16 protein-coding genes are annotated in these 19879 nt (G+C 71.7%); 13 read left to right on the top strand and 3 right to left on the bottom strand.

What is annotated here, in order from left to right; translation table 11 throughout:
- Nucleotides 1–145: 145 nt before the first annotated feature.
- Entirely contained in the window at nucleotides 146–829 is a 684-nt protein-coding gene (locus ACZ6NZ_RS17495) for a DUF998 domain-containing protein (protein WP_465858991.1), read from the bottom strand.
- Nucleotides 822–1787: a glutathione S-transferase family protein gene (locus ACZ6NZ_RS17490; RefSeq protein WP_465858990.1), complete on the bottom strand. Its 966-nt coding sequence runs from the start codon at nucleotides 1785–1787 to the stop codon at nucleotides 822–824. Before ACZ6NZ_RS17490 ends, ACZ6NZ_RS17495 begins: the two co-directional genes overlap by 8 nt.
- Before the next feature lie 106 nt (nucleotides 1788–1893).
- Between ACZ6NZ_RS17490 and pcaF the strand changes: the two genes are divergently transcribed.
- The 11 genes from pcaF (at nucleotide 1894) to ACZ6NZ_RS17435 (ending at nucleotide 17850) form a co-directional block, all read left to right on the top strand.
- Complete coding sequence (pcaF, locus tag ACZ6NZ_RS17485) at nucleotides 1894–3099, top strand: 3-oxoadipyl-CoA thiolase (RefSeq protein ID WP_465858989.1); 1206 nt, start codon at nucleotides 1894–1896, stop codon at nucleotides 3097–3099.
- 110 nt (nucleotides 3100–3209) lie between these two features.
- Nucleotides 3210–4022: an SAM-dependent methyltransferase gene (locus ACZ6NZ_RS17480; RefSeq protein ID WP_465858988.1), complete on the top strand. Its 813-nt coding sequence runs from the start codon at nucleotides 3210–3212 to the stop codon at nucleotides 4020–4022.
- A gap of 4 nt (nucleotides 4023–4026) precedes the next feature.
- Complete coding sequence (locus ACZ6NZ_RS17475) at nucleotides 4027–6243, top strand: putative bifunctional diguanylate cyclase/phosphodiesterase (protein ID WP_465858987.1); 2217 nt, start codon at nucleotides 4027–4029, stop codon at nucleotides 6241–6243.
- 109 nt (nucleotides 6244–6352) lie between these two features.
- Nucleotides 6353–6853: a DUF456 domain-containing protein gene (locus ACZ6NZ_RS17470; RefSeq protein ID WP_465858986.1), complete on the top strand. Its 501-nt coding sequence runs from the start codon at nucleotides 6353–6355 to the stop codon at nucleotides 6851–6853.
- A 490-nt stretch (nucleotides 6854–7343) separates the two neighbouring features.
- Entirely contained in the window at nucleotides 7344–8930 is a 1587-nt protein-coding gene (locus ACZ6NZ_RS17465) for an amino acid permease (RefSeq protein WP_465858985.1), read from the top strand.
- A 115-nt stretch (nucleotides 8931–9045) separates the two neighbouring features.
- Nucleotides 9046–10410 carry a glutamine synthetase family protein gene (locus tag ACZ6NZ_RS17460; protein WP_366608299.1) on the top strand — a complete coding sequence of 455 codons (1365 nt, stop codon included), beginning with the start codon at nucleotides 9046–9048 and terminating at the stop codon, nucleotides 10408–10410.
- Nucleotides 10411–10539: 129 nt separating this feature from the next.
- Nucleotides 10540–11886, top strand: coding sequence for an aldehyde dehydrogenase family protein (locus ACZ6NZ_RS17455; protein WP_465859482.1), 1347 nt, complete (start codon nucleotides 10540–10542; stop codon nucleotides 11884–11886).
- Between the two features lie 5 nt (nucleotides 11887–11891).
- Nucleotides 11892–12659, top strand: a complete 768-nt coding sequence (locus tag ACZ6NZ_RS17450) for a 3-oxoacyl-ACP reductase (protein WP_465858984.1) — start codon at nucleotides 11892–11894, stop codon at nucleotides 12657–12659.
- Nucleotides 12656–13396, top strand: a complete 741-nt coding sequence (locus tag ACZ6NZ_RS17445; RefSeq protein WP_465858983.1) for a gamma-glutamyl-gamma-aminobutyrate hydrolase family protein — start codon at nucleotides 12656–12658, stop codon at nucleotides 13394–13396. The genes ACZ6NZ_RS17450 and ACZ6NZ_RS17445 overlap by 4 nt, the downstream gene beginning before the upstream one ends.
- Before the next feature lie 48 nt (nucleotides 13397–13444).
- The gene (locus tag ACZ6NZ_RS17440; protein ID WP_465858982.1) at nucleotides 13445–13996 is read left to right on the top strand and encodes a pyridoxamine 5'-phosphate oxidase family protein; all 552 of its coding nucleotides are present in this window, start codon (nucleotides 13445–13447) and stop codon (nucleotides 13994–13996) included.
- A 194-nt stretch (nucleotides 13997–14190) separates the two neighbouring features.
- Entirely contained in the window at nucleotides 14191–17850 is a 3660-nt protein-coding gene (locus tag ACZ6NZ_RS17435) for a SpoIIE family protein phosphatase (protein ID WP_465858981.1), read from the top strand.
- Between the two features lie 26 nt (nucleotides 17851–17876).
- Here ACZ6NZ_RS17435 and ACZ6NZ_RS17430 read toward each other — a convergent pair whose 3' ends face one another.
- Nucleotides 17877–18194: an STAS domain-containing protein gene (locus ACZ6NZ_RS17430; protein WP_366608304.1), complete on the bottom strand. Its 318-nt coding sequence runs from the start codon at nucleotides 18192–18194 to the stop codon at nucleotides 17877–17879.
- A 95-nt stretch (nucleotides 18195–18289) separates the two neighbouring features.
- Here ACZ6NZ_RS17430 and map point away from each other — a divergent pair, with 95 nt between their 5' ends.
- Together map and ACZ6NZ_RS17420 are read left to right on the top strand one after the other, a co-directional pair.
- A complete protein-coding gene (gene map, locus ACZ6NZ_RS17425; protein ID WP_465858980.1) occupies nucleotides 18290–19147 on the top strand; it encodes a type I methionyl aminopeptidase in 858 nt (285 codons plus the stop codon).
- Nucleotides 19148–19164: 17 nt separating this feature from the next.
- Entirely contained in the window at nucleotides 19165–19878 is a 714-nt protein-coding gene (locus tag ACZ6NZ_RS17420) for a VIT1/CCC1 transporter family protein (protein ID WP_465858979.1), read from the top strand.
- The last annotated feature ends 1 nt before the right edge of the window (nucleotide 19879 follow it).

Raw genomic sequence — 19879 nt, 5'->3', positions numbered from 1 at the left:
AATTGTCCGGTCCGATCGGGGCGTGGCGTAGAAACGCGGCTAGCCCGGACAGATGCCACTGGCCTGCAGTCGGAGATCGACATACAGGCGGACAGTGAGGCCCCAGACATTGGTCATCGCTGGCCGACGATACGCCGATTCCCGCTCATCGGAAGGACCGGACGGCGTGAGGCTCCTTACAGAGGGCCAGCGCGGTGGCGGTGCCCAGGCCCCACAGCACCGCCAGGGCGAGGATCAGCCGTTCCAGCACCCCCACCACCGGGCCTCGACCGATCACGAGCATCGCCAGCCCCACCGTGGCGCAGAGCGGCAGGGCCAGCACGGCGGCGACGCCGGCCAGCCGACGCACCGTCTGGCCGGCCGGCACGGAGACGGCCAGCGCGATCATGGCGAAGACCACCGCGGCGGTCGCCGCGATGCTCGCGCCGCCGTGCACCAGGTCCGCCGTCGTCGCACGCTCGAACGGGGGCAACGGGCAGCCGCCGGAACAGGTCACCGCCCCCGACACGGCGGTGAACACGGCCCCGGTGGCGAGCAGCGCCGGGGCCGCCGCCCACACCCCGGGAGGCAGCGCCGCGCCGATCAGCAGCAACGCGCCGGCAAGGGCCAGAATCCCGATCCGGTACGTCGCGGCGTGGGCGCTGCCGGCAATGCCCGCCTCGCTGACGTACCCGGTGAGCCCTGGACCGGGACCGGCGACCACGGCGAGCGTCACCGCCACCGCGCCGGCCAGGGTGCAGCCGGCCGCCGCGGACCCGGCCACCCGGCGGGCGACGTCGCCGCGGGCGCTCGGAACGGTCGGGGCGGTCGGCCGACCCGGCTCAGCCACGCCCGTGCGGCGTGCTCCAGCCGGACTCGTCCGGCCCGAGTGGCACGATGCCGCTGGGATTGATCTCCCGATGGGTGCCGTAGTAGTGCCGCTTGATGTGGTCGAAGTCCACCGTCTCGCCGAAACCCGGCGTCTGGAACAGGTCCCGGGCGTACGCCCAGAGCACCGGCATCTCGGTCAGCTTGTCGCGGTTGCACTTGAAGTGCCCGTGGTACGCGACGTCGAAGCGCACCAGCGTGGTGAACAGCCGCACGTCCGCCTCGGTGATCGCGTCGCCCATCAGGTACCGCTGGTCGGCCAGCCGCTCCGAGAGCGCGTCCAGCCGGGCGAAGAGCGCCCGGAACGCCTCGTCGTACGCCTGCTGGGAGGTGGCGAACCCGCAGCGGTAGACCCCGTTGTTCACGTCGGTGTGGATCTCGGCCATCAGCGCGTCCATCCGGGGGCGCAGCTCGACCGGGTAGAGATCCGGGGCGTCAGGCGCGTGCAGCGGCCGCCACTCGGTGGAGAAGTCGAGGGTGAGCTGCGGGTAGTCGTTGGTGACCACCCGGCCGGTCAGGGTGTCGACGAGCGCCGGCACCGTCACCCGGCCGGTGTAGTCCGGGTCGGTGGCAAGGTACGCCTCGGAGAGGAAGCTCACGCCGAGCACCGGGTCGAAGCCGTCCGGGTCGAGGGCGAACGCCCAACCCCGCTCGTCCCGGATCGGGTCGACGGTGCCCAGCGAGATCGCGTCGTCCAGCCCGAGCAGGCCACGCACGATCCTCGCCCGGTGCGCCCACGGGCAGGCCCGGCACCAGATCAGCCGGTAACGGCCGGCCTCCAACGGCCAGCGGTCCTGCTCGTCCGGGCCGCCGCCGGGTGGTGAGGTGGAGTCGGCGGTGACCCGACCGGTGAACCGGTTCGGCTGGCGGACGAACGCGCCGCTGCCGCTGGTCTCTGCGCTGAACTGGGCCCGGGCCATGCCGTCAACCTATCCGCTGTCGGCGTGGATATCCTGGCGGCCGGCAGCCCTCGTGACCCGGCGGGCGTGCCCCACCCCCGCCGTCTGCACCCCCTAAGGACTCGCGATGACCGTGGCATACCTGGTGGCCGGTGTCCGCACCCCGATCGGCCGGTACGCGGGCGCGCTGGCCGGCGTCCGCCCCGACGACCTGGCCGCGCACGTGATCCGGGAACTGGTGGCCCGCCACCCGTCGGTGGACTGGGCGCGGGTCGACGACGTCGTGCTCGGCTGCGCCAACCAGGCCGGCGAGGACAACCGCAACGTGGCCCGGATGGCGGCGCTGCTGGCCGGCCTGCCCGAGGAGGTGCCGGGCAGCACCGTCAACCGGCTCTGCGGTTCCGGCCTGGACGCGCTCGCCACCGCGGCGCGGTCCATCGTCGCCGGGGACGCGGAGCTGGTCATCGCGGGCGGGGTGGAGAGCATGAGTCGGGCGCCGTTCGTCATGCCGAAGGCGGCGTCGGCGTACTCCCGCTCGGCCGAGGTGTACGACACCACCCTCGGCTGGCGGTTGGTGAACCCGTTGATGCGTGACGGGTGGGGGGTCGACTCGATGCCGGAGACGGCGGAGAACGTGGCCGCCGAGTACGGCGTCAGCCGGGCCGAGCAGGACGCCTTCGCGTACCGCTCGCAGCAGCGGGCGGCCAGGGCCCAGGCGGACGGCCGGTTCGCCGAGGAGATCGTGTCGGTGTCGGTGCCGGCCGGTCGTCGGGAGACCCGGCTGGTCGAGGTCGACGAGCACCCCCGGGAGACCTCGCTGGACAAGCTGGCCATGCTGCCCACCCCGTTCCGCGACGGCGGCACGGTGACCGCCGGCAACTCCTCCGGCGTCAACGACGGCGCTGTCGCCCTGCTGGTGGCCAGCGAGGCGGCGGTCGCCCGGTACGGCCTGACCCCGCTGGCCCGCATCGTCGGCGCGGCGGCGGCCGGTGTGCCGCCCCGGATCATGGGAATCGGCCCGGTGCCGGCCACCCGCAAGCTGCTCGGACGCGTCGGCGTCGAGGTGAGCGCGGTGGACGTGGTGGAGTTGAACGAGGCGTTCGCCGCGCAGTCCGTGGCGGTGTTGCGTGAGCTGGGGTTGCCCGTGGACGCCGAGCACGTCAACCCGAACGGTGGCGCCATCGCGCTGGGGCACCCGCTCGGCGCCAGCGGCGCGCGGCTGGCGCTGACCGCCGCCCTGGAGCTGCGCCGTCGCGGCGGACGCCGGGCTCTGGCCACCATGTGCATCGGCGTTGGTCAAGGCATCTCGCTGTTGCTGGAGTCAGCCGCCTAGAGTGGTCCACACCACACGACCCGCGGGTCGACCGGTGCCCACGCGTGCCCGCTGCGCGCCCCGACGCCGGTGCCGTCCCGCGCCGCGGCGATGAACTGGGGAGCACGCTGATGCCGGACGGACTGCCGACCGAGATCGATCTGACCAGGCCGAGCGCGGCCCGGGTGTACGACTACTTTCTGGGTGGAGCGCACAACTTCGAGATCGACAGGCAGTTGGCGGAGCAGATCGCCAGCATGACCCCGAATCTCGCCGCCACCATGCGCTCCGGTCGGGAGTTCCTGCGCCGGGCCGTCCGGGTGCTGCTCGACGCCGGCATCGACCAGTTCCTCGACATCGGCTCCGGAATTCCCACCGTGGGCAACGTGCACGAGGTCGCGCAGGGGGTGAACCCCAAGGCCCGCGTGGTGTACGTCGACATCGACCCGGTGGCGGTCGCGCACAGCCGGGAGTTGCTGGCGGGCAATGAGCTGACCGGGGTCATCCACGCCGACCTGCGTGAGCCGGAGCGGATCCTCGCCGAGACCCGACAGCTCGGGCTGATCGACTTCAGTCGTCCGATGGGCATCCTGCTGGCCGGGGTGGTGCACTTCATCCCGGACGCCGACCGGCCCGAGGCGATCCTCGCCACCCTGCGGGCCGCGGCCGCGCCGGGCAGTTTCCTGGTCGTCTCCCACTCCACCTTCGAGGACCAGCCACAGGAGATGCTGGACGCCCAGCGCCTCTCCGCCCGCACCGCCACCGAGATCACCCTGCGCTCCCGTGCTCAGGTCACCGGCTTCTTCGGCGACTGGACCGTCCTGGAACCGGGCGTGGTGCACATGCCGCTCTGGCGCCCGGACTCACCGTCCGAGGTGGACGAGCACCCGGAGCGGTTCGGCGCTTTCGGGGGCGTCGCCCGGTACGACCAGCCCGCCGGCTGATCTCGTGGCCGCCGTCTCGGACCCCTCCGGGGTCGATGCCGGCCAGGACCCCTCCGGGGTCGATGCCGGCCGGGGCCCGGCCGGGGTCGATGCCGGTCGGGCGGACGCCCAAGGGTTCGCCGCCGACTGGGCCCGCGCGGTGCGTCGACTCGGTTTCGTGCCGCTCAGCGTGGCCGAGACCGAGCGACTGCTGCTGGCGCACACGATCCGGCTGGCCCACGCGGTGCGGTCGGAACCGTTCACCGCCGAAGCGGCCGAAGAGGTCGGGCGGGCCCTGGTGGAGGCGCACCTCACCGAGCCGCAGGCCCTGGAGTGGACGCTGCACGCGTTCGGCACGACCTTCGGGCGCCGGGTGCTGTGCGACGGTGACCGGCCGGTCGACCTCGCCGAGAGGATCGCGTCGGTGCAGGGCGGACTGGCCGCCGGGTTCGCCCGGGCGCTGCGCGACCGCACCTTCAGCCAGCAGGAGCAGATCGCCAGGTCGGCCTGGCAGGCGCGCGACGAGGTCGAGCAGGCGCTACGCGAGAGCGAGGCACGGTTCCGGGCGGTGTTCACCGGGGCCGCGATCGGGATCGGGATCGCCGGCGTGGACGGTCAGATCATCGACGTCAACCAGGCGTTCGCCGACATGCTCGGCTACTCGATCGAGGAGCTGCGCGAGACCAACGTGACCGGGCTGGTCCACGCCGACGACGCGGCCGGGATGTGGGAGCTCTACCAGGAGATGATCGAGGGGAAGCACGACGCGGCCCGGGTGGAGAAGCGTTACTACCGCAAGGACGGCACGACGGTCTGGACGGATCTGGCCGTCTCCCTGATCCGACACGAGGGCCGGCCCCGATTCACCGTGGCGATGATCGAGGACATCACCGAGCGGTACGAACTCCAGCAACGGCTGCGCTTCCAGGCGCTGCACGACCCGCTGACCGGGCTGCCCAACCGGACGCTGTTCTTCGAGACGCTGGGACGGTTGCTCGACACCGCGGACGCCGGGCAGCGCGTCGGGGTGTGTTTCCTCGACCTGGACGGCTTCAAGGCGATCAACGACAGTCTCGGCCATGACCTCGGTGACCGACTGCTCGTGATGATCGGCCGCCGGTTGGCCGCGTGTGTGGCCGACCACGGCCACCTGGTCGCCCGGATGGGGGGCGACGAGTTCGTGATCCTCGTGGACGGAGGCGACGACACCGACGACCCGGTCTCCGTGGCGGAGGCGGCGCTGGCCGCCGTCGCGGCCCCGGCCCACGTCGGTGAGCACCAGTTGGCCGTCTCGGCCAGTGTGGGCATCGTGCAGTGCCCGGCCTCGGAGACCAGCGCGTCCGAGCTGATGAAGGCCGCAGACACCACGCTCTACTGGGCCAAGGCGGCGGGCCGGGGCCGGTGGGCGGTCTACGACCCGGAACGCGGCGCCCGGGACATCGCCCGTTCGGCGCTGGTCGCCGGGCTGCCCGCCGCGCTGGAGCGGGGCGAGTTCGTGCTGCACTACCAGCCGATCGTGTCGCTGCTGGAGGGCACCATGCTCGCCGTGGAGGCGCTGGTCCGTTGGGAGCATCCGGAGTTGGGCCTGATCGGCCCGGACCGGTTCATCGGCCTGGCCGAGGAGACCGGCCTGATCGTCCGGCTCGGCGAGTGGGTGCTGCGGCGGGCCTGCGAGGACGCCGAACGGTGGTGGCGGGAGTTCCCCGACGCCAGGCTGGTGGTCAGCGTCAACCTGGCGGCCCGGCAGGCCGACGAGCCGGCCATCGTGGACACCGTCGCCGACGCCCTGCAGACCAGCGGGCTGCCCGCGGAGCTGCTCCAACTGGAGTTGACCGAGAGCGCCGTGATGGGCAGCGCCGGTGAACCCCTGCGCAGCCTGCACCGGCTCGCCGCGCTCGGCGTCCGGCTGGCCGTGGACGACTTCGGCACCGGGTACTCCAACCTGGCGTACCTGCGCCGGTTGCCGATCCACAGCCTCAAGCTCGCCGGTCCGTTCGTGGAGGGCATCCGCGCGGACGGGACCGACGTGGCGGCCGACCACCGCGACGAACGGATCGTCGACGCGTTGGTCCGGTTGGCGCACGCGTTGGAGCTGTGGGTCACGGCCGAGGCGGTCGAGACCGGTGTGCAGGCGGAACGGCTGCGGGCGCTGCGCTGCGACACCGGGCAGGGCCGATTCTTCGGTGCGCCAGCCCCGGCCGACGTGATCACGGCCCGGCTGCGCGGCGGAGCGTCGGCGTGAGCGAGCGCAGCGAGCGAACCGGCAGGCTCAGCAGCGTGGCGCGAGGCGAGGGCACGCAGCGCGGCGGGGGACCGTTCCGGTCCGGAGGGTGGCGACGGAGGATGGCGGCGTGGACCTGACGGACTCGCAGACGGCGGTGACGGTGGTGGCCGGGCTGGCCATCCTGGCCGGGTTGGCCGGCGTGGTGGTGCCGGGCCTGCCGGCGCTGCCGTTGTGCTGGGGTGGCGTGCTGCTCTGGGCGGTCTTCGGCGGCGCGGGCCTGGTCGGCTGGGCGGTGTTCGCCGCCGCCACGCTGGTCGCCGGGGGTGGCGCAGTGATCAAGTACGCGTGGCCGGGCCGGAACCTGAAGCGCACCGGTGTGCCGACGTCCACGCTGCTGGCCGGTGGGGTGCTCGGCATCATCGGGTTCTTCGTGGTGCCCGTCGTCGGCCTGGTGCTCGGCTTCGTCGCCGGGGTGTGGGCGGCCGAACGGCTCCGGCTCGGCAGTAATCAGCTCGCCTGGCCCTCCACCGTGCAGGCCCTGAAGGCCGCCGGCCTGTCGATGCTGGTGGAGTTCCTGGCCGGCCTCCTGGTCGCGGCCCTCTGGGTAGCCGGCCTCCTCCTAACCTGACCCACCCCACCCAACCCCAACCCCAACCCCGCCCAGCCCCAGCCCAGCCCCAGCCCTCGCGATCTTGCACTTTCTGCGCTGACATACGGCGCATATCCGCTGTTATCAGCAACTGAAACTGCAAGATCGGCGCGGTAGAGGGGCGTGGCGCGCGGTAGAGGGGCGTGCGCGCGGTAGAGGGGGCGTGGGGTGCGGGGAGGGGGGTGGGGTGCGGGGAGTGAGTGGGGCGCGGGGCACTTTTCGGGTACGGCGGAATGGCCGTACGTGAGAGAGAGGCGTGCCCCGCGCCACCGGGTCGGGCGGTCCGAGCGCCCGGGGTAGGCCCCTGTCGGGCCTGGTCACTGGTCCAGGATGCCGGCAGCGGTGGCCGGTCGGCAACGCAATAAGCCCGACGTCGGTGAGATTCCCACCGACTACGTATTGACCGCCTTGATCGGCCGGGACGACACTTTGCCCACTCGCACGCGGAACCACCTCAGGGAGGTGTGCAGTGGCCACGACGCCCGTGCCGACCGCCGAGCAACCGATGGACGACGACGCCCGACGGCTCGCTGAACTCGGCTACAAACAGGAGTTGCGCCGAAAGTGGAGCGGCTTCTCCAACTTCGCCATCTCCTTCTCGATCATCTCGATCCTGGCCGGCTGTTTCACCACCTTCGGTCAGGCGTGGAACAACGGCGGGCCGGTCGCCATCTCCTGGGGCTGGCCGCTGATCTCCCTGTTCATCCTGATCATCGGCTTCTGCATGGCGGAGCTGGTGTCGGCGTACCCGACGGCGGGTGGGATCTACTGGTGGGCAGCCACCATGGGCCGCCCGGTGCACGGCTGGTTCACCGGCTGGCTGAACCTGATCGGCCTGGTGGCCGTCACCGCCTCGGTGGACTACGGCTGTGCGACGTTTCTCAACCTCACCCTGTCGGCGCTCTTCGACGGTTGGGCGGGGACGCTGCGGCAGGCGTTCGTCCTCTTCGTGATCATCCTGGTGTTGCACGGGCTGATCAACATCTTCGGGCACCGGATCATCGACGTACTCCAGAACGTCTCGGTCTGGTGGCACGTGGCCGGCGCGGCCGTCGTGGTGGCCATCCTGGTCTTCGTGCCCGACAACCACCAGAGCTTCCAGTTCGTGTTCACCGAGCGGTTCAACAACTCCGGCTTCGGCGACGGGGACATCGGCGGGCTGACGTTCTGGTTCTACGTGCTGCCGCTGGGCTTCCTGCTGACCCAGTACACGATCACCGGCTTCGACGCCTGCGCGCACGTCTCCGAGGAGACCCGGGGCGCCTCTCAGGCCGCGGCCCGTGGGCTCTGGCAGTCGATCTTCTACTCGGCGGTCGGTGGCTGGATCCTGCTGCTGGCGTTCCTCTTCGCGGCCACCGACGTCGAGGCGGTCAACGCCGCGGGCGGCTTCTCCGGCGCCATCTTCGAGTCGGCGCTGACCCCGGTCTTCTTCAAGATCGTCATCATCATCTCGACCATCGGGCAGTTCTTCTGCGGCATGAGCTGCGTGACCTCGATGAGCCGGATGGCGTACGCGTTCAGCCGGGACCGTGCCGTACCCGGGTGGCGGCTGTGGTCGACCGTCGACCGCAACGGCACCCCGGTCAAGGCCATCGTCGGCGCCACCCTGGCCGGCCTGGTGCTGACCCTGCCGGCGCTCTACGAGAGCTCCGCCGGTATTCCGATCGCCTTCTACGCCGTCGTCTCCGTCGCGGTGCTCGGGCTCTACCTGTCGTTCCTCATCCCGATCGCGCTCCGCCTGCGGATGGGCGACCGGTTCGTCCCCGGGCCGTGGACGCTGGGCCGCAAGTACAAACTGCTCGGCTGGATCGCGGTGATCGAGATCGCGATCATCGCCGTCTACTTCGTGCTGCCGATCGTGCCCGCCGGGGTGCCCGGCAACGACGGGTTCACCTGGTCGGCGGTGAACTACGCGCCGCTCGCCGTCGGCGGGGTGCTACTCGTGGTCGCCGTCTGGTGGTACGCCTCGGCCCGCACGTGGTTCACCGGCCCGGTTCGTACCGTCGAGGAAACCGCGGGGGCGCCCGACCCGGCGCCGACCGACGGCCCGGTCTGACCGGCGCCCGGCGGGACGGACGGCGCTGCCGTCCCGCCGGGTTTGCGGCCCTTGCCGCCGGGGGCATTGACGGTGATCCGGTTTGCCAGTAGACCTTGGTGATGGAGGCCCGCGAATGAGGAAAGCACCGCTCACGCTGGAACAACTGCGGGTCGCCGTCGCCGAGGGCGAGATCGACACCGTGGTGCTGGCCCTCGTCGACATGCAGGGCCGGTTGCAGGGCAAGCGGCTCCACGCGCCCTTCTTCCTCGACCAGGTGGTGGAGGGCGGCAGCGAGGGCTGCAACTACCTGCTGGCCGTGGACGTCGATATGAACACCGTCGACGGGTACGCGATGTCGAGCTGGGAACGCGGCTACGGCGACTTCGCGATGGTTCCGGACTTCGCCACGTTGCGCCGGGTGCCCTGGCAGCCCGGCTCCGCACTGGTGCTGGCCGACCTGACCTGGCTCGACGGCTCGGGTGACGTGGTCGCCTCGCCCCGGCAGATCCTGCGGCGGCAGTTGGACCGGCTGGCCGAGCACGGGTTGACCGCGTACGCCGGCACCGAGTTGGAGTTCGTGCTGTTCCGCGACTCGTACGAGGACGCCTGGCAGCGCGGCTACCGCGACCTCACCCCGGCCAACCAGTACAACGTCGACTACTCGCTGCTCGGCACCGCCCGGGTGGAGCCGCTGCTGCGCCGCATCCGGGTCGAGATGGCCGGCGCGGGGCTCACCCCGGAGAGTGCCAAGGGCGAGTGCAACCTTGGGCAACACGAAATCGCCTTCCGGTACGACGAGGCGGTGGCCTGCGCTGACCACCACGTCATCTACAAGAACGGCGCCAAGGAGATCGCCGCCCAGGAGGGGATGGCGATCACCTTCATGGCCAAGCCGAACGAGCGGGAGGGCAACTCCTGCCACATCCACTTCTCACTCCGGGATTCCTCCGGCTCGTCGGCGATGCTCGGCGACGGGCCGGCGCACCTGTCGCAGACCGGGCAGCGGGTGCTCGCCGGGCTCCTGGCCACCATGCGCGAGTTCAGCCTGCTCTTCGCCCCGAACATCAACTCGTACAAGCGCTACCAGCCGGGGTCGTTCGCCCCGACCGCGCTGCGCTGGGGTGTCGACAACCGCACCTGCGCGCTGCGGGTGGTCGGGCACGGGCAGGGCATGCGCGTGGAGAACCGGGTGCCCGGGGCCGACGTCAACCCGTACCTGGCGATCGCCGGGCTGGTAGCCGGGGCGCTGCACGGCATCGACGGGGAGTTGGAACTGGGCGCGGAGTGCACCGGCAACGCGTACGACGACCCGGAGGCCGAGCGCGTTCCCGGCACGTTGCGCGACGCTCTCGCCCTGTGGGAAGGCTCTGCGGTGGCCCGCGAGGCGTTCGGCGAGGAGGTGGTGGCCCACTACGCCAACCAGGCGCGGGTCGAGCTGGCCGCCTTCGACGCCGCGGTGACCGACTGGGAGCTCAAGCGTGGCTTCGAACGCCTGTAACCCCGCGCCACACTCGCCCCACCTCCCGCGATCTTGCACTTTGTGTTGCGGGTTCATGGAGGTTCGCGGCTTTTGTTGGCGCAGTAACTGCAAGATCGCGCAGGGGCAGGGGGTAGCGGCGTGACGGTTTTGGTGGATCCGGCTTTCGGGGTGGGGTTTGGGGAGGTTGCGGCGGCCTCTGTGGAGGACGTTGACGCCGCCATCGCAACGGCGGCTGCCGCATTCACGACCTGGCGGCAGGTGGGGGCGGGGGACCGGGCGCGGTTGCTGCGGCGGTTCGCCGCCGTGGTCGACGCGCACCTGGACGAGTTGGCCCTGCTGGAGGTGCGCAACTCCGGGCACACCGTCGGCAACGCCCGGTGGGAGGCGGGCAACGTCCGCGACGTCCTGGACTACTACGCCGGCGCGCCCGAGCGGTTGAGCGGGCGGCAGATCCCGGTGCCCGGCGGGTTGGACGTCACCTTCCACGAGCCACTCGGTGTGGTCGGCGTGATCGTGCCCTGGAACTTCCCGATGCCGATCGCCGCCTGGGGGTTCGCCCCGGCGCTCGCCGCCGGCAACACAGTGGTGCTCAAGCCCGCCGAGTTGACCCCGCTCACCGCGCTGCGCCTGGCCGAGCTGGCCCGCGAGGCCGGCCTGCCCGACGGCGTCTTCACCGTCATCCCGGGCGAGGGCTCGGTGGTGGGGGAGCGGTTCGTCACCCACCCGGCGGTCCGCAAGATCTGTTTCACCGGCTCCACCGAGGTCGGCACCCGGATCATGGCCGGCTGCGCCGCCCAGGTGAAGCGACTCACCCTGGAGCTGGGCGGCAAGAGCGCGAACATCGTGTTCGCCGACGCCGACCTGGAGCGCGCCGCCGCGACCGCGCCGGGCGCGGTCTTCGACAACGCCGGCCAGGACTGCTGCGCACGGTCGCGGATCCTGGTCCAGCGTTCGGTGTACGACAGGTTCCTGGAACTGCTCGAACCGGCGGTACGCGCGGTGCGCGTCGAGGATCCGTCGCGCGACACCGCCGAGATGGGCCCGCTGATCTCCGCCGCCCAACGCGACCGGGTCGCCGGCTACCTCGACGGGGCGAAGGTCGCCTTCACGGGCTCCTGCCCGGACGGCCCCGGGTTCTGGCACGCGCCCACCGTGCTGCTGGCCGACTCGCCGGCCGACCGGCACTGGCGGGAGGAGATCTTCGGCCCGGTGGTCTCGGTGCTGCCGTTCGACGACGAGGCGGACGCGATCCGGCTCGCCAACGACACCGAGTACGGGCTCTCCGGCTCGGTCTGGACCCGGGACGTGGGTCGGGCGCTGCGCCTGGCCCGCGCCGTCGACGCGGGCAACCTCAGCGTCAACTCGCACTCCTCGGTGCGCTACTGGACCCCGTTCGGCGGGATGAAGCGCTCCGGGCTCGGCCGCGAGCTGGGCCCGGACGCGCCGCACTCCTTCACGGACGTCAAGAACGTGTTCATCGCGACGGAGGAGTGACGCCAGTGCAGGGTCGGTTGCAGGACCGGGTGGCCGTGGTCACCGGAGCGGGCAGCGGAATCGGGTTGGCCACCGTGCGGCGGTTCGCCGCCGAGGGGGCCCGGGTGGTCTGCGTGGACATCGACGTGGCCGCCGGTACGAAGGCCGCCGAGGAGTGCGGCGGCGAGTTCGTGGCCACCGACGTGGCCGACGAGTCGGCGGTGCGCGACCTGTTCGACGGGGTGGCCGACCGGCACGGCCGGGTGGACGTGGCGTTCAACAACGCCGGCATCTCGCCGCCCGACGACGACTCCATCCTGGAGACCGGCCTGGACGCGTGGGAGCGGGTGCTGCGGATCAACACCACGAGCGTCTACCTGTGCTGCAAGTACGCCATTCCGCACATGCGTCGGCAGGGCAAGGGCTCGATCATCAACACGGCCTCGTTCGTGGCGTTGATGGGTGCGGCCACGTCGCAGATCGCGTACACCGCCAGCAAGGGTGGGGTGCTGGCGATGACCCGGGAGTTGGGTGTGCAGTTCGCTCGTGAGGGCATCCGGGTCAACGCCCTCTGTCCCGGCCCGGTGGCCACCCCGTTGCTGCTGGAACTCTTCGCCGCCGATCCGGAGCGGGCGGCCCGCCGGCTGGTGCACGTGCCGATGGGACGCTTCGGGCAACCGGAGGAGATCGCCGCCGCGGTGGCGTTCCTGGCCAGCGACGACGCCTCGTTCATGACCGCCGCGCAGTTCGTGGTCGACGGCGGCATCACGGGCGCCTACGTCACGCCGCTGTGAGCGCGGGGAGCGGACCGGGTTCGCCAGCACCGCGGTCGCCAGCCCGACGCCCGCTGATCGGGGTCAGCGCGTACGTCGAACCCGCCGACTGGGCCGCCTGGCGGGGTGTGCGGGCGGTGCTGGTGCCGGAGGCGTACACGCGGGCGGTGGCGGCCGCGGGTGGCCGGGCGGTGGTGCTGCCACCGGACGACGTGGACGCCGACGTGGTGGCTGTCCTCGACGGGTTGCTGTTGGCCGGTGGCGCGGACGTCGGCCCGGGGCGGTACGGCCAGCCGCCCGACCCCCGTACCGAGGACCGGCCGGACCGCGACGCCGGCGAGTTGACTCTGTTGGCCGCCGCGCTCGCCGCCGCGGTGCCGGTGCTGGGCGTGTGTCGGGGGATGCAGTTGCTGGCGGTCGCGTACGGCGGCACCCTGCACCAGCACCTGCCCGACGTGGTGGGTCACGAGGCGCACCGTCCGGCGCACGGGGTGTACGGCGCGCACGCGGTGCGGTTCGCGCCGGGGAGCCTGGCCGCGTCGGTGCTGACCGGGATCGACCAGGTCAACTCGTACCACCACCAGGCGGTCGCCGATCCGGGCCGGCTCACGGTGACCGGTTGGGCGGCGGACGGCGTGGTCGAGGCGGTGGAGGACTCGGCCCTGCCGTTCGTGCTCGGGGTGCAGTGGCATCCGGAGAACGAGTCGGATCCCGCTGCGATCACGGCGTTGGTGCGGGCCGCCAGCCGGCGGGTGTGACGGGGATCGCCCCCCTTCTGTCCATCGCGCCGGTGGGAGGATCGACGCATGGGCAAGGTCTATCCGGAGATCGACTCTCGACTGCGTGACTTCATCGTGGCCCAACCGCTGTTCTTCGTGGCGACGGCCCCGTCCGGGGTCGACGGGCACGTCAACGTGTCACCGAAGGGCGTGCGGGGCACGTTCGTGATCCTCGGCCCGCACCGGGTGGCCTACCTCGACTATCACGGCAGTGGGGCGGAGACCATCGCCCACCTGCGGGACAACGGCCGGATCACGCTGATGTTCTGTGCGTTCGACGGCCCGCCGAAGATCGTCCGGTTGCACGGTCGGGGCAGCAGCGTCGCGGTCACCGACGATGCCTTCGCCGAGCGGCTCGCCGAGTTTCCCGCACCGCCGGACGTGCACGCCGTCCGGGCGGTCATCACCGTCGAGGTGGAGCGGGTCAGTGACTCCTGCGGATACGCGGTGCCGCTGATGGACTTCCGGGCCGAGCGCGATCTGTTACTTACCTCACACTCCCGCCGCAGCGCGGATGATCTGGTCGTCTACCGGGCCACCAAGAACGCGGCAAGCATCGACGGACTGCCGGTCTTCTGACTCGTCAGAGCGCTTCGGCCGCCGCCGTTCGACGCCGCCGAGGATCCGCACTGTCCGGTGCCCGACCGCCCAGGTGTACGTAACCAGCGTCCATCGCCCGTGATGCGTTACGTTGCTGGTCCGCTGGGGTACAAGTCGAGGCACAGCGGGTGAAGATCAACGGTCGAGGGGTACGGCCGGGGCGGGGAGGCTGCATGAGCTCGGCCCAGGGGGGCGCGGACAGCGGGCATCCGGCGCTGTCCGCTCGCGAGACCCCGCCGATGCTGGCGGCCGCGTTCGCGGCCGGCGGCGAGATGGGCGAGCGGTTGGCTTCCGTCGACTGGTCCTCCGGCTCTCTGGGCGGCCCCGGTCAGTGGCCCCCGGCGCTCTGCAACGCGGTCGGGATGATGCTCGCCTCCAGCGCGCCGATCGTCATGTTCTGGGGCGACGAGCAGTTGGCCTTCTACAACGACGCCTACCGGCCGACCATCGGCGACAAACACCCGGACGTGGTCGGCCAACCGGCCCGCGCGAACTGGGCGGAGACCTGGGCGGTGCTCGGCCCTCTGCTCGACAACGTCCGGAACACCGGCCGCTCCTACCGGGGCGAGGACCACCCTTTTCTGCTCAACCGGTACGGCTTCGTCGAGCAGACCTACTTCAACGTCTCGTACGACCCGATCCGCGGTGACGACGGCTCGGTCAGTGGCGTCTACTGCATCGTCAGCGAGACCACCGGGCGGGTGCTCGGCGAGCGTCGACTGCGCACGCTGGCCGAACTGGGTGCCGAGTTGAGCGACATCGGCAACGCCCGGGAGCTGGGCCGGACCGCCGCCGAGGTGCTCGGCCGACACCGGGCCGACGTGCCGTTCGCCCTGGTCTACCTGGCCGACGGCAGCGACCAGCTCACCCTGGCCGGTTGCACCGGCACCACCCCGCCCGCCGCCGATGTCACGGCGCACCTGTCGGCCCGGCTCAGCGCCGATGACGCGCCCGCCACCATCGAGGTGGCCGCTCTGCTCGACGAACTGCCGGTCGACGCCGCGGACCAGGCCCTCGTGCTGCCGCTCACGGCGACCAACCAGACGGTCGGCGCGCTGGTCGTCGGCGTGGCCCGCCAGCTGCCGCTCGGCGACGACTACCGCGACTTCCTCGACCTGGTCGCCGCCCAGATCTCCCGGGCGGTCGGCACCCAGCGGGCGTACGAGCAGGAGCGGGCCCGCGCCGCCGAGCTGGCGGCGCTGGACCGGGCGAAGACCAACTTCTTCGCCAACGTCAGCCACGAGTTCCGCACCCCACTGACCCTGGTGCTCGGCCCGCTGGAGGACATGCTGGCTGACCCGGCGCTGCCCCCCACCGACACCGACCGGCTCACCATGATGCACCGTAACGCGCTGCGCCTGCTCAAGCTGGTCAACACCGTGCTGGACTTCTCCCGGCTGGAGTCCGGTCGGCTGGCCGCCCGCTTCCAGCCCACCGACCTCGCCGACTACACCGCCCGACTGGCCAGCACCTTCCGCTCGGCCACCGACCGGGCCGGGTTGCGACTGGTGGTGGACTGCCCGCCGCTGCCGATGCCGGTCCACGTCGACCGGGACATGTGGGAGAAGGTCGTTCTCAACCTGGTGTCGAACGCGGTCAAGTTCACCTTCGACGGTGAGATCCGGGTGCGGGTCCGGGCCGTGCAGGGCGCGGCTCGGCTGGACGTGACGGACACCGGCATCGGAATCGTGACGGACGAGCTGCCGCACGTCTTCGAACGGTTCCACCGGGTGCCCGGGGTGCGGGCACGCACCCACGAAGGCACCGGCATCGGCCTCGCGCTGGTCCGGGAACTGGTCGAGATGCACGGCGGCGAGGTCGGGTTGACGAGCCAGGTCGACGTGGGCAGCACCTTCACGGTGACCGTCCCGTTCGGCTCGGCGCACCTGCCGGCGGACCAGGTGGCGGCGTCCGACCCACTGCCGGTGGGTGAGCCCCAGCAGGCCCGGCTCTTCGTGGCGGAGACCGCGCTCTGGGCTGGCGTCGCGTCGGCACCGCAGCTCGACCAGCAGCCGTCGAAGGGCGTCTCGACCGGCCGGATCCTGGTCGTCGACGACAACGCCGACCTGCAGGAGCACGTCAGCCGGCTGCTCTCCCCGACCTGGGACGTGGTCACCGCGAACGACGGGCTGGAAGCCCTGCCGCTGGCCCGCGAGGGTGGGTTCGACCTGGTGCTCACCGACGTGATGATGCCCCGGCTGGACGGGTTCGGCCTGGTGAGCGCCCTGCGCGCGGACCCGCGTACCCGGCATGTGCCGATCGTGCTGCTCTCTGCCCGCGCCGGCTCCGCGGAGGAGGTCGCCGGTCTCGCCGTCGGCGCCGACGACTACCTCACCAAGCCGTTCTCCGCGCAGGAGCTGATCGCCCGGGTCCGGGCCAACGTCGAGCTGGGCCAGCTGCGCGGGCAGATCATCCGCCGGCTCCGCGCGCTGGCCGACGCGGCGGTGGCGGTGAACTCCGCCCGATCCACCGCCGACGTGCTCCAGGTCGCCGCCCGGCACGCGTTGAGCCTCGCCGAGGCGGCCCGGGTGGTCGTCGCCGCGGCCGAGGCGCGCTTCGAGGCGGACGGCGGCGGCACCACCGCCGCCGACCCGTCCTTCGTGGCCGAGTTGACCGGCACCGCCGGCCAGCAGCTCGGTGAGCTGCGGGTCTGGCGGGCCGCCGGCGACGAGGCGCAGGCCGACGACGCCGCGTTGACCGAGCTGGCCCGGCTCGTCGGGGTGCGACTGGAGAACGCCCAGCTCTACGAAGCCGAACACCGCATCGCCACCACCCTCCAGCACAGCCTGCTGCCCCGATCACTGCCCCAGCTACCCGGCGCGGTGATCGCCAGCCGTTACCTGCCCGGCAGCGCCGACGTCGAGGTCGGCGGCGACTGGTACGACGCGATCGCGCTCAACGGCGACGAGCTGGTGCTGGTCATCGGCGACGTGGTCGGTAAGGGCGTCCGGGCCGCCGCGGCGATGGGGCAACTGCGCAACGCGCTGCGGGCGTACGTGCTGGAGGGCTTCGATCCGGGTGAGTCGTTGACCCGGCTCAACCGGCTGGTCGGCTCCACCGAGGCCCGCTCCTTCGCGACGGTGGTCTGCCTGCTGTTCAACCCCGGCACCGGTCGGCTGCGATACGCGAGCGCCGGTCACCCGTCCCCACTGTTGATCACCGGAGGCGACGTGGCGTTCCTGCACGACCGGGCGCTCGGCCCACCTGTCGGCGCGCTCCCCAACGCGACCTACGAGTCGGTGGAGGGCGAGTTGCCGGCCGGCACTCGCCTGCTGCTCTACACCGACGGGCTGGTCGAGGACCGCCAGCTCGGCATCGATGCCGCACTGGCCCAGTTGCGCATCGACGCGGCCACGCCGAGCGAGCACGTGGTGGACCTGATCGACGCGGTGGTCGAGCGGGTCACCGGGCGGCCACGCCGCGACGACGTGGCGGTTCTCGCCCTGGAGGCGGCGGAGCTGAACCGCTTCGCGCTGCGGCTACCGGCGGACCCGACCCGGCTCAGCGTGCTCCGCAAGCGGCTGGAGGATTTCCTCGTCGCCCACTCCGTCGGCGAGACCGACAGGTTCGACCTGACCGTCGCCGTCTCCGAGGCCGCCGCCAACGCCATCGAGCACCCGGTCCACCCCGCCGAGGCCATGATCGGTGTGGAGGTGGCCATCGACGGTCGGACGGTGACGGCCACCGTGCGCGACAGCGGGCAGTGGCGGGAGTCGACCGGCTCCGGCTTCCGGGGCCGTGGCCTGGAGCTGATCAGAGCGCTGGGTGAACTGTCGGTTCGGCGTACCGCCGAGGGCACCGAGGTGACGCTGCGCCGGCAGTTGCAGGACTGACCGCGCCCGCGGCGGCGGCCGGGTGCCTAGGCCGGGTCGAGCCAGCCCTGCTCGCCGAGGCCGGAGATCTCCAGCACCCGGCGCACCTGCCGGGACGGGCGGACGCTGAGCCGCCCCGGAAACTGCTGGGCCAGCCGGACCAGGGCGTGGATGGCGGCCGAGTCGAAAAAGGTGACGGCGCTCAGGTCGAGAGTGATCTTCCCGGCGGCGGGCTCGCGCAGCGCGGTCTGGAGCATCGTGTCCGCGGTCGCCATGTCGACCTCGCCGGCCACCACGACGTGGAGGTGGTCACCGTCGATCTCGGCGCTGGCGGAGAAGACGGGCGGTGCTCCCCCTTGATCCACGCTGACACCATGGCACAGCCACTCTGGCAGGGCAACAACCTCCACCGGGCAGCCGTGGCGCGGGTCACCAGCGGCCCCGGCGATAGGCTTGCGGCATGACCGTCCGTCCGCCGCTGACACCAGGCACGCTCTCCCCGATGCGACCGGTGCCGTCCCAGATCGCCCGACCGGAGTACGTGGGCAAGACGCGTCCGCGGGAGTGGCGTGGCTCGCACGTGCAGACGCCGGAGACCATCGAGAAGATGCGGATCGCCAGCCGGCTCGCCGCCCAGGCGACCCAGCTCGCCGGCGAGCACTGCAAACCCGGCGTGACCACCGACGAGATCGACAAGGTGGTGCACGAGTTCCTCTGCGATCACGGCGCGTACCCGTCGACCCTGGGCTACAAGGGCTTTCCGAAGTCCTGCTGCACCAGCCTCAACGAGGTCATCTGCCATGGCATCCCGGACACCACGGTCCTGCAGGACGGCGACATCATCAACGTCGACGTGACCGCGTACATCGGTGGGGTGCACGGTGACACCGACGCCACCTTCTGCGTCGGCGAGGTCAGCGAAGAGGCCCGGCTGCTGGTCGAGCGGACCCACGAGGCGATGATGCGCGGTATCCGCGCCGTCGCCCCGGGACGCCAGATCAACGTGGTGGGGCGCGTGATCGAGTCGTACGCCAAGCGGTTCGGTTACGGCGTGGTGCGCGACTTCACCGGCCACGGCATCGGCGAGGCCTTCCACAGCGGCCTCTACGTGCCGCACTACGACACCCCGCGCCCCACGGACATCATGGAGCCCGGCATGACGTTCACCATCGAGCCGATGATCACTCTCGGCACCTACCAGTACGACATGTGGGACGACGGGTGGACAGTGGTCACCAAGGACCGCAAGTGGACGGCGCAGTTCGAGCACACCATCGTGGTGACCGACGACGGCCACGAGATCCTGACCCTGCCGTGACCGATCCTGACCCTTTCGTGACGGACACTCCGGCGGCGCTGCGCGAGGCCCACCACGCCGACGTCTCCGGCGGCTGGCTGCGCCCGGCCGTGTTCGGCGCGATGGACGGCCTGGTCACCAACATCGCCCTGATCGCCGGCGTCGGCGGCGGGGGAGTGTCGCCGCGCAGCATCGTGCTCACCGGCACCGCCGGCCTTGTCGCCGGTGCGATCTCCATGGGCCTCGGCGAGTACACCAGCGTGCGCTCCGCCAACGAGCAGGTCGCCGCCGAGGTGGCCAAGGAACGACGGGAGCTGGAGCGGCACCCCGAGGCGGAGGCCCGGGAGCTGGCCGACGCGTGGGTGGCCCGGGGCCTGCCCCGGGACCTCGCCACCCAGGTCGCCGAGGCGGTGCGGCGCGACCCGGAGGAGGCGCTGCGGGTGCACGTCCGCGAGGAGCTGGGTGTCGACCCCGACGAACAGCCCAGCCCGTGGGCCGCGGCGATCTCGTCGTTCCTGTTCTTCTCGATCGGCGCGCTGGTGCCGCTGCTGCCGTACCTGCTCGGCGCGACCGAACTGTGGTTGGCGCTCGCTGTCGGCGGCCTCGGGCTGTTCGCCGCCGGTGCCGTGGTGGCCCGCTTCACCCGCCGTCCCTGGTGGACCAGTGGGCTGCGCCAGCTGCTGCTGGGCGCCGCGGCGGCCGGCGCCACCTATCTGATCGGCTCGCTGATCGGCGTACCGGGCGGGCTGTGAC

Source organism: Micromonospora sp. NPDC047756 (assembly GCF_055587245.1).
Note: the sequence above shows the minus strand (reverse complement) of the source record. Positions and strands in the feature narration are given on the sequence as shown.

What these genes read in the sequence shown, in the direction of transcription:
- ACZ6NZ_RS17490 (WP_465858990.1), bottom strand. Translation starts at nt 1,787, where the DNA reads ATGGCCCGGGCCCAGTTCAGCGCAGAGACCAGCGGCAGCGGCGCGTTC.
- pcaF (WP_465858989.1), top strand. Translation starts at nt 1,894, where the DNA reads ATGACCGTGGCATACCTGGTGGCCGGTGTCCGCACCCCGATCGGCCGG.
- ACZ6NZ_RS17480 (WP_465858988.1), top strand. Translation starts at nt 3,210, where the DNA reads ATGCCGGACGGACTGCCGACCGAGATCGATCTGACCAGGCCGAGCGCG.
- ACZ6NZ_RS17460 (WP_366608299.1), top strand. Translation starts at nt 9,046, where the DNA reads ATGAGGAAAGCACCGCTCACGCTGGAACAACTGCGGGTCGCCGTCGCC.
- ACZ6NZ_RS17440 (WP_465858982.1), top strand. Translation starts at nt 13,445, where the DNA reads ATGGGCAAGGTCTATCCGGAGATCGACTCTCGACTGCGTGACTTCATC.
- ACZ6NZ_RS17435 (WP_465858981.1), top strand. Translation starts at nt 14,191, where the DNA reads ATGAGCTCGGCCCAGGGGGGCGCGGACAGCGGGCATCCGGCGCTGTCC.
- map (WP_465858980.1), top strand. Translation starts at nt 18,290, where the DNA reads ATGACCGTCCGTCCGCCGCTGACACCAGGCACGCTCTCCCCGATGCGA.